The organism is Flavobacterium sp. LM5, assembly GCF_002017945.1.
Classification (GTDB): Bacteria; Bacteroidota; Bacteroidia; order Flavobacteriales; family Flavobacteriaceae; genus Flavobacterium; species Flavobacterium succinicans.
In genome coordinates, this window is sequence record NZ_MUFX01000006.1 from 157032 (window position 1) to 165756 (window position 8725).

General features: G+C 32.5%; 11 protein-coding genes and 1 pseudogene. 9 read left to right on the forward strand and 3 right to left on the reverse strand.

Annotation, left to right across the window (positions count from 1 at the left end; translation table 11 throughout):
* Nucleotides 1–101 precede the first annotated feature (101 nt).
* The 4 genes from BXU11_RS15820 (at nucleotide 102) to BXU11_RS15835 (ending at nucleotide 2760) form a co-directional block, all read left to right on the forward strand.
* Nucleotides 102–938, forward strand: a complete 837-nt coding sequence (locus BXU11_RS15820; RefSeq protein WP_078213236.1) for an alpha/beta fold hydrolase — start codon at nucleotides 102–104, stop codon at nucleotides 936–938.
* 1 nt (nucleotide 939) lies between these two features.
* Nucleotides 940–1434, forward strand: coding sequence for an RNA polymerase sigma factor (locus BXU11_RS15825; RefSeq protein ID WP_078213237.1), 495 nt, complete (start codon nucleotides 940–942; stop codon nucleotides 1432–1434).
* Nucleotides 1421–1987, forward strand: a complete 567-nt coding sequence (locus BXU11_RS15830; RefSeq protein ID WP_078213238.1) for a hypothetical protein — start codon at nucleotides 1421–1423, stop codon at nucleotides 1985–1987. The genes BXU11_RS15825 and BXU11_RS15830 overlap by 14 nt, the downstream gene beginning before the upstream one ends.
* 86 nt (nucleotides 1988–2073) lie before the next feature.
* Nucleotides 2074–2760: a zinc metallopeptidase gene (locus BXU11_RS15835; protein WP_024981884.1), complete on the forward strand. Its 687-nt coding sequence runs from the start codon at nucleotides 2074–2076 to the stop codon at nucleotides 2758–2760.
* A 159-nt stretch (nucleotides 2761–2919) separates the two neighbouring features.
* On the opposite strand, the gene BXU11_RS15840 is transcribed toward BXU11_RS15835, so the two are convergent.
* From BXU11_RS15840 to BXU11_RS15850, 3 genes are all read right to left on the reverse strand, one after another.
* On the reverse strand, nucleotides 2920–3390 hold the full coding sequence (locus BXU11_RS15840; RefSeq protein ID WP_078213239.1) for an Lrp/AsnC family transcriptional regulator: 471 nt from the start codon (nucleotides 3388–3390) through the stop codon (nucleotides 2920–2922).
* Nucleotides 3391–3763: 373 nt separating this feature from the next.
* The gene (locus BXU11_RS15845) at nucleotides 3764–4513 is read right to left on the reverse strand and encodes a uroporphyrinogen-III synthase (protein WP_024981886.1); all 750 of its coding nucleotides are present in this window, start codon (nucleotides 4511–4513) and stop codon (nucleotides 3764–3766) included.
* 2 nt (nucleotides 4514–4515) lie between these two features.
* Complete coding sequence (locus BXU11_RS15850; protein ID WP_139363524.1) at nucleotides 4516–5196, reverse strand: DUF4271 domain-containing protein; 681 nt, start codon at nucleotides 5194–5196, stop codon at nucleotides 4516–4518.
* Nucleotides 5197–5299: 103 nt separating this feature from the next.
* Between BXU11_RS15850 and BXU11_RS15855 the strand changes: the two genes are divergently transcribed.
* The 5 genes and pseudogenes from BXU11_RS15855 to BXU11_RS15870 form a co-directional block, all read left to right on the forward strand.
* Nucleotides 5300–6025, forward strand: coding sequence for a polyprenol monophosphomannose synthase (locus BXU11_RS15855; protein WP_024981888.1), 726 nt, complete (start codon nucleotides 5300–5302; stop codon nucleotides 6023–6025).
* Nucleotides 6026–6033: 8 nt separating this feature from the next.
* Nucleotides 6034–7185 (forward strand): dihydroorotase, encoded by a 1152-nt coding sequence (locus tag BXU11_RS15860; protein ID WP_223253751.1) that lies wholly within the window; start codon nucleotides 6034–6036, stop codon nucleotides 7183–7185.
* Nucleotides 7128–7376, forward strand: coding sequence for an amidohydrolase family protein (locus BXU11_RS18160; RefSeq protein WP_223253752.1), 249 nt, complete (start codon nucleotides 7128–7130; stop codon nucleotides 7374–7376). Before BXU11_RS15860 ends, BXU11_RS18160 begins: the two co-directional genes overlap by 58 nt.
* Nucleotides 7366–7809, forward strand: coding sequence for a DUF4296 domain-containing protein (locus tag BXU11_RS15865; RefSeq protein ID WP_139363495.1), 444 nt, complete (start codon nucleotides 7366–7368; stop codon nucleotides 7807–7809). The genes BXU11_RS18160 and BXU11_RS15865 overlap by 11 nt, the downstream gene beginning before the upstream one ends.
* A 103-nt stretch (nucleotides 7810–7912) precedes the next feature.
* Nucleotides 7913–8725, forward strand: a pseudogene (locus BXU11_RS15870) (helix-turn-helix domain-containing protein); the annotation flags it as partial.

Consider the following 8725-nt stretch of genomic DNA (forward strand, 5'->3'; position numbering starts at 1 on the left):
GTAAACATTGTTTTTTTTATTTTTTTTAAAAAACAGGTTGAAAAATGATGTAACAATTTTAATAGCAATGCATCAAAAGGAAAATTTTAAATTATTTAATCATGAAAAACTCCATTTTTGCACTACTAATTGTAGTCATGTTAAGCTCAACAAATTTGTTCTCTCAAAATTCGTTCAATGTTAAAATAGCAGGAAAAGGGAATCCTGTTCTGTTATTCCCTGGTTTTGGTTGTACCGGACAAGTTTGGGATGAAACTGTTGCGGCAATTTCAAAAACAAACAAATGTTATATCTTTACTTTTGCAGGATTTGGTAATTCTAAGCCTATTGACTCACCTTGGTTTGAAACTATAAAAAAAGATTTAGAAAAATATATAGTTGAAAACAAACTAACAGAATCAACTTTATTAGGTCATAGCATTGGAGGAACTTTAAGTTTATGGTTAGCGTCTAGTAATCCTCAATGGTTTAAAGAATTAATTCTTGTAGATGCACTACCAGCTTCAGCAGCATTAATGATTCCAAATTATAAAGGCGATGTTATTCCTTATGATAATCCTCAAAGTAAAAGTATGTTGAAAATGTCTGATGCGGACTTTCAAAAAATGAACAATCAATCTGTGATGTATATGTGCAATAATAAAGAAAAGCAAAAGTTACTTGCAGAGATGATGAATCAATCCGATAGAAAGACATTTATTTATGGCTATGTTGATATGCTGAATTTAGATTTAAGATCTGAAATTACTAAAATAAAAAAGCCAGTTACCATTTTGGCAGCAACAAATCCAAGTTTGGAAATGGTAACTAAAACGTATAATGATCAGTATAAAAATTTGCCTTCAGCAACTATTTTATATGCAGAAAAAGCAGCACACTTCGTAATGTTTGACCAACCAGAATGGTATTTAAAACAAATAAAACAAATATTAAATTAGTTTGGAACAAGATAAAAATTTCGATACAATATACCAGTTGTATTATGCAAAAGTATACCGATTGTGTAAAGGATATTTTAATGGCGATAATGATATAGCATCAGATGTCACACAGGAAGTTTTTATAAAAGCATGGGAGAATCTATCAAAATTTAGAAATGAATCTAATCTAAGCACTTGGATTTATAAAATTACTTCTAATACTTGTTTGATGTATTTAAGAAAAGCTTCCAATAGAAAAGTAGTTGTTACAAATGAATTTCCAGAAATTAATAATGTAACCGATTTACAAGAAACCGAAGAAAAGTTTTCTAAAATGTATAATTGTATCAATCAATTAGAGCCAAGTAATAAGCTAATTATTATGATGGTTTTAGAAGATTTAGAATATGATAAAATTGCAACAGTAATAGGTATAACCGAAGAAAATTTACGAGTGAGAATTCATAGAATTAAGTCTAAATTAACAAAATGTGTACAAAATGGAAGAGTTTAACGAAATAAAATCTATGTGGAATCAGCAATTAGAAGCTGATCCAAATAGAAATAGTAATGACATTATTGATGAATCTAATCAAAAAGCTAAAAAGCTTAAGAATAATTATTATTGGACAATTGGAATTCTATCGATATTAGTTATTGTTTTAAGCTACTTTTATTATTCTATTTTTAATAGTCAAATTTCTAAGCAAATTAAAGGATTAGAGATAATGATAATGGTTATCATAGTAAGGGTTATTTTGGAATCGATAAGTATTTTCAAATTTAGAAAAATTGATTTCACAACTGATTTCACAAGCTATACTAAGCAATTAGTGTTGTTCTATAAATTTAGAAGATCGATCCATTTTATTTTAACTCCAATTATCTATATCTTATATGTTTATGGATTCATTTCAATATTGCCTCTCTTTAAAGAAAATACGTCAAATGGGTTTTATTTATATATTCAGTTTAGTGGATTTGGATTTTTATTTTTTTTTAGTTTCATTTTATATAAAATTGTAAAAAGAGATTTGACTGATTTAAAATATTTAAAGAATATTTAACTCGTGTCAAAATGGCATTTTTGGAGTTTGGTTCGTAAATTGTTGTCAACAACTGAGACCAAAAATATAAACTAAAAAACAAAAATATGGGAAGTGGTTATTTGATTTTGGCTGGAGCCATTATGCTTTTCAGCTGGTTAGTAAGTTCAAGATTGAAGAGTAAATTTGAACACTATTCTAAATTACAATTGCAAAACGGTATGTCCGGTGCAGAGATTGCTCAAAAAATGCTCGCAGATAATGGGATTTATGATGTTCGTGTCATTTCGACTCCAGGACAATTAACAGACCATTACAATCCAGTAGATAAAACGGTCAATTTGAGTGAGGCGGTATATAATCAGCGTAATGCGGCAGCTGCTGCTGTAGCGGCGCACGAATGTGGTCATGCCGTACAACACGCTGTAGGTTATGAATGGTTACAAATGCGTTCTAAGTTGGTGCCAATTGTAAGTGTGGCTTCTGGATTTGTACAATGGATTTTGTTGGCGGGAATTCTAATGATTAAAACGTTTCCAAGTTTGTTGTTGATTGGAATAATCATTTTTGCAGCGACCACTTTGTTTTCTATTGTTACTTTGCCAGTAGAATATGATGCTAGCAATCGCGCTTTGGCTTGGTTGAAAAATAAGAACATGCTTAATCGTGCCGAGTATGATGGGGCCGAAGATTCCTTAAAATGGGCAGCTAGAACCTATGTAGTAGCGGCTTTAGGGTCTATAGCGACTTTGTTGTACTATGTTTCTATCTATTTGGGTGGTAGAAGGGAATAAAAGAATAATCCAATAAAAATAAAATCCAAATTCCAATTTTCAATGGAGTTTGGATTTTTTATTTTTTCACTTCTCACTTCTCACTTTTCACTTTTCACTTCTCACCTTTCACTTCTCACCTTTCACTTCTCACTTTTCACCTCTAACTTTTCACTGTCCTCAAAGTTGTATCTGTCGTTCTATTTGTTGCTCTAGTGAAATGAATGTCTCGGTTCTAGAAACACCTTCTATAGTCTGGATTTTTGAATTCAAAAGTTGCATTAAGTGTTCATTATCTCGACAAATGATTTTAATCAAAATAGACCAGTTACCAGTGGTGTAATGGCATTCGAGTACTTCTGGAATTTTTTTTAAATCCCGAACAGCTTCTAAATTTCGGGCGGCTTTGTCGAGATACACTCCAACGAAAGCCATCGTATTGTAGCCTAAAACTTTGTGGTTTACAGTGAACTTAGAACCAGATATTACACCTGATTGTTCAAGTTTGCGGAGGCGTTGATGAATGGCGGCTCCCGAAATCCCAATTTTATTGGCAATTTGCAAAATGGGTTTTCTAGCATCTTCCATGAGGTAGCGCAAAATTTCTTTGTCGATTCCGTCAATTTCAACTATAAGAGAATTGATTTTCATGTGGTAAATTTTTAACTAAAATAGTCATTTTGGTTTTAATTTGAAAGTAAATATAATTTCATGGTGCTATTTTCCAAAATCAAAAGCTTTTGGTTGTAAACATATAAGTCAGCTAAGTTTTTTTTGCCAGTGTACTAATGTTCGTGGTCAAAAGTGAATATAAGTTATTGATATACTTTTTAAAACGATCTGAATTACTTTATTGAGCTATTTATTTACTCTCCTTGTCCTAAAAGAAACTGAAATGACTTACATGTTTTTGATTTTTTATAAAATGCTATATTTTGAGGCATTAAGTGTTTTGATTGCATAAAAAAAATCCAAATTCCGTTTTAGTTGGAATTTGGATTTTATATTTTGGAATTGAGATGTGTTATTTTCCTTTGTTAACCTCGTTGATGTATTTTTCTAAAGCCATAGTCATTGAAGGTGTTCCTGGAGTGGGAGCCATAATGTCTACTCGTAATCCGCGATCTAAAGCTTCTTTCTGAGTAGTGCTTCCGAAAACTGCAATTCGAGTATTGTTTTGCTCAAAATCTGGGAAGTTTTTGTATAATGATTTGATACCTGTTGGGCTGAAAAACGCTAAAACGTCATAATACACATCGGCCAAATCTGACAAATCACTCATTACTGTTCTGTAAAAAGTAGCGGGTGTCCAATCTACTTTTAAAGCATTTAAGGTAACCGGTATGTCGGCATTTAATTGATCTGAAGCAGGTAGTAAAAATTTCTCGTCCTTGTATTTTTTAATCAGTGGCGAAAGATCAGCAAAATCTTTTGGTCCAACGTAGATTTTGCGTTTTCTGTACACTACATATTTTTGAAGGTAAAAAGCAATAGCTTCTGATTGACAAAAATATTTTAAATCTTCGGGGACTTTGTAGCGCATTTCTTCAGCAACTCTGAAAAAGTGGTCTACTGCATTACGGCTGGTTAAGATGATAGCATTGTAATTGTGAAGATCGATTTTTTGTAATCGAATTTCTTTTGCGTTGACTCCTTCTACATGAATAAAAGGTCTGAAATCAATTTTTACTTTATGCTTTTGTTGTAACTCAAAGTACGGAGAGTTTTCTACTTTGGGTTCTGGTTGTGAGACCAAAATTGTTTTCACTTTCATAGTTAATATTGTCTAAGTATTCCTTTTGCAAACCAATAATACATAAAATAATAGGGTGCTATTTCAAGTGCGCAAAGATATAAAATAAAATAAAACAATTTGCTCATAATTGCATTTTGATAGCTTTTTATTGTAAGCAAATAAGTAAAGAGGTTAATTATCAATGCGATAATAAAAATTGGTATAAATAGGTCTTTTGAAAAGGCATCATAATAGTAAAGAATCAAGTCAAGAGGCAGTATAAAAAGCCCCATATAAGTACGATAGGTTACTTTTCTCAGGTTGTATTGCTCCATAAAATCTTCTATCTTGAAAGCAGTTGCAATAATTTTTTCAATTAAAAATTTGGCTAAAACAAAATAGGTGATAAAGGTGAAGAGTTGGATAAATAACATCCAATCGGTTTTTGAAGCACGTCCATAAGAACTCAAAAAGAGTTGCACGAAAAATGAAAAGGCAATAATTTGAACAATAAATAATGCAATAGTAAAACCACTCATCAAATGAATGCTGTCCCGATACAATTTTATGTATTTGTCAGAATAAATCAATTTGGTAAAATCACTAAAGCGATTTTCAAATGCCGATTTGGTAAAGGCAATTAAAAGTAAGGACAATACAAACAGTGCGGTTGCCCAGTCTTTGTTTTCAATTATTCTCAGTTGAAGTACAGGATCCATCATAGCTCGCAAAATTACTAATTTTTTGTTTCAATCTTTTTATTCTCGATTTAATATGAATCAAATGCTTTAAAAAGTTTACTTTTGCCCTGAAATTGCTACAAATATGAATGATAGTATAGTTATAATTCCTACCTATAACGAGATTGAGAATATCGAAAAAATCATAAGAGCTACGCTTTCTTTACATAAAAATTTTCATGTTCTAATTATTGATGATAATTCTCCAGATCATACTGCTGATAAGGTGGTACTGCTTCAGGAAGAATATCCCGAACGATTGTTTTTAGAAAAAAGACTTCAAAAATCAGGTTTGGGAACAGCTTATGTTCACGGTTTTAAATGGGCTCTTGCGCGTAAATATGAATTTATTTTTGAAATGGATGCCGATTTTTCACATAATCCTAACGACTTAGAAAAATTATACGATGCTTGTCATTTTGGCGGAGCAGATTTAGCCATCGGTTCTCGATATGTAACAGGAGTAAATGTGGTGAACTGGCCTTTGAGTCGCGTGTTGATGTCTTACTTTGCCTCTGTTTATGTAAGGTTGATTACGGGAATGAAGATTCATGATGCTACCGCAGGATTTGTGTGTTACAAAAGCGAGGTGCTCAAGCGTATAAATTTGGATAAGATTAAATTTGTGGGCTATGCTTTTCAAATCGAAATGAAATATAGAACTTATTGTAATAAATTAGAAATTACCGAAGTGCCTATCATTTTTACCGATCGAACCAAAGGGGTTTCCAAAATGAGTAACTCCATCATTGTAGAAGCCGTTTTCGGAGTGATTTCTTTGCGTATGCGTCAATTAATTGGAAGACTTTAAAAAATTATATGATGAATAGAATTGTAATCAAGAATGCTAAAATTGTAAACGAAGGTTTGATTTTTGACGGTCAAGTGTTGATTGAAAACGATCTTATTGTTGAGGTTGGAGAAGTTGTCAACGCTAGTAATGCTGAATGTACAGTCATTGATGCCGAAGGAAATTTTTTACTTCCCGGTGCTATTGATGATCAGGTACATTTTAGAGAACCAGGTCTTACGCATAAAGGCGATATTGAATCTGAGTCTAGAGCAGCGGTTGCGGGTGGAATAACCTCTTTTATAGAGCAGCCCAATACAGTTCCTAATGCTGTGACACAAGAATTGTTGGCCCAAAAATATGAAATTGCATCGAAGGCTTCTTTTGCAAATTATTCCTTTATGATGGGAGCAACCAATGATAATTTAGAAGAAGTTTTAAAAACAAATCCAAGGAATGTTGCGGGTATAAAAATCTTTTTAGGCTCCTCCACAGGAAATATGTTGGTTGATAACGAGGCGGTTCTTGAAAAAATATTTTCGAGTACTCCTTTATTGATTGCGGTACATTGCGAAGATGAAGCTACCATTAAAAATAATTTAGTCAACTATAAAGCACAATACGGTGATGATATTCCTGTAACAGCGCATCATTTGATTCGAAGTGAAGAAGCTTGTTATTTGTCGTCCTCAAAAGCGATTGCTTTGGCCAAAAAAACAGGAGCTAGATTGCATGTTTTTCATTTGTCCACTGCCAAAGAAATGGAATTGTTTACCAATGAAATTCCGTTAAAAGATAAAAAGATTACTGCCGAAGTTTGTATTCATCATTTATGGTTTACGGATGAAGATTTAACAACCAAAGGGAATTTTATCAAATGGAATCCCGCAGTAAAAACAGCCCAAGATCGCGAAGCGCTTTGGGAAGCCTTGAATGATGATAGAATTGATGTAATTGCTACAGATCACGCACCGCATACTTTAGAAGAAAAAAGTAAAAAATATTCCGAAGCTCCCTCTGGGGTCCTTTGGTACAACATGCTTTGGTGGCTCTATTTGAGGCGCATCATCAAGGAAAAATTAGCGTTGAAAAAATCGTACAGAAAATATGTCACAACCCAGCTTTGCTTTTTCAAATTGAGAAAAGAGGATTTATTAAGCCCGGTTATTTCGCTGACTTAGTCATTGTCGACAGTCATTCACCGTGGACAGTTACTAAAGAAAATGTTTTGGCCAAATGTGGTTGGTCTCCGTTTGAGGATTTTACTTTTACTTCCAAAATCACGCATACCTTTGTAAACGGACAATTAGTGTATGCCGATGAACAAGTGAGTGAAGTGAAAGCTGGAAAACGTTTATTGTTTGAAAGATAAAATGATGAAAAAAGCCTTGTTTGTTTTAGCCGCTCTTATGGTTTTGGTAAGCTGTAAAGAGGATTCGACCGTTAAAGCTCCCAAAAAGCCCATTGACAGAGCGGTCATGATTGCTATTTATTATGATTTGGCTCTTTTAGAGGCGTCAAAATATCAAATGTTGTCTAAAACCGAATACCAAAAAACAACACCCAAAGCCTTTATTTTTAAAAAATACAAAATTGATAGTGTGCAGTTCGCACAAAACAATCAATTTTATGCCGCTTCCATCGAGGATTACAAGGCGATGTTTCAAGAAGTAGAAAAACGTTTGCAAACCCGAAGCAACCAAATGGATACTTTGATCAAACGAAAACAAGAGGCACTTAAGAAAAAAGCAAAGCATAAAAGAAACGATAAAACGGAGAGTAAAGCTGAAGCATTAGCACAGTAAGTGTAAAAAATACTTGAATCTAATTTGGTTTTTTTTCAAAAGAAATACGGCCATGGTGTAGTTGTGGGTACAGCTTCACTAAAGTTGAAAAACAAAGAAAGGAATGGACACAATTACGCTTCCCGATGATTTAAGTTTAGAGGATTTACAACCCGTTGGTGTTTTTGACTACTGTAGTTCAAAAGTAATTTCTAGGCAACAAATTATTCTAAATCAAAACACATTTAGTTTTTTAATAGAGGGAACCAAAGAAGTTGTTTTTGATAATTCTTCGTTATCAATTGACAATTCAAAATTTCTGATAATGAAATCGGGACATTGTTTAATGACTGAAAAGCTTTCAGAAAGTAGTAATTACAGAAGTGTTCTTATGTTTTTTACAACGGAAGCCTTATCAAAATTTGTACTTAAATATGAATTAGATAAAAACGAACCTACTAAATACAAATCTGTTTTTTCATTTGAAAACGATCGATTTGTTCAAGGTTATGTGAGTAGTTTACTAGTTATTTCTAAACTTCCAAAGAACATACAATTGAAATTACTTAAAGTAAAGTTTGAAGAGATAATGCTTTATTTGATTGGGATTTATGGTACAGAATTTTTGTATTCATTGTTAGAAAAAAGTAGTGACATAACCCAAAAGTTCATTAAAACTATTGAAGCGAATTGTTTTTAAAAAGATGGCAATAAAAGAATTAGCCTTTTTATGTAGCATGAGTGTGTCTACTTTCAAACGAGAATTTGAAAAACAGTATGCAGAATCGCCTATAAAATGGTTTTTTGAACAAAAGGTTGGAGTATGCACAACATTTACTCAAAGAAGAACAAAAAAAATCGTCAGAAATATATTTAGAAGTAGGATATGAGAGTTTATCAAGTTTTATTCAGGCTTATAAATTGAAATTCGGAATTA

What these genes read in the sequence shown, in the direction of transcription:
- BXU11_RS15820 (WP_078213236.1), top strand. Translation starts at nt 102, where the DNA reads ATGAAAAACTCCATTTTTGCACTACTAATTGTAGTCATGTTAAGCTCA.
- BXU11_RS15830 (WP_078213238.1), top strand. Translation starts at nt 1,421, where the DNA reads ATGGAAGAGTTTAACGAAATAAAATCTATGTGGAATCAGCAATTAGAA.
- BXU11_RS15835 (WP_024981884.1), top strand. Translation starts at nt 2,074, where the DNA reads ATGGGAAGTGGTTATTTGATTTTGGCTGGAGCCATTATGCTTTTCAGC.
- BXU11_RS15840 (WP_078213239.1), bottom strand. Translation starts at nt 3,390, where the DNA reads ATGAAAATCAATTCTCTTATAGTTGAAATTGACGGAATCGACAAAGAA.
- BXU11_RS15845 (WP_024981886.1), bottom strand. Translation starts at nt 4,513, where the DNA reads ATGAAAGTGAAAACAATTTTGGTCTCACAACCAGAACCCAAAGTAGAA.
- BXU11_RS15850 (WP_139363524.1), bottom strand. Translation starts at nt 5,196, where the DNA reads ATGATGGATCCTGTACTTCAACTGAGAATAATTGAAAACAAAGACTGG.
- BXU11_RS15855 (WP_024981888.1), top strand. Translation starts at nt 5,300, where the DNA reads ATGAATGATAGTATAGTTATAATTCCTACCTATAACGAGATTGAGAAT.
- BXU11_RS15860 (WP_223253751.1), top strand. Translation starts at nt 6,034, where the DNA reads ATGATGAATAGAATTGTAATCAAGAATGCTAAAATTGTAAACGAAGGT.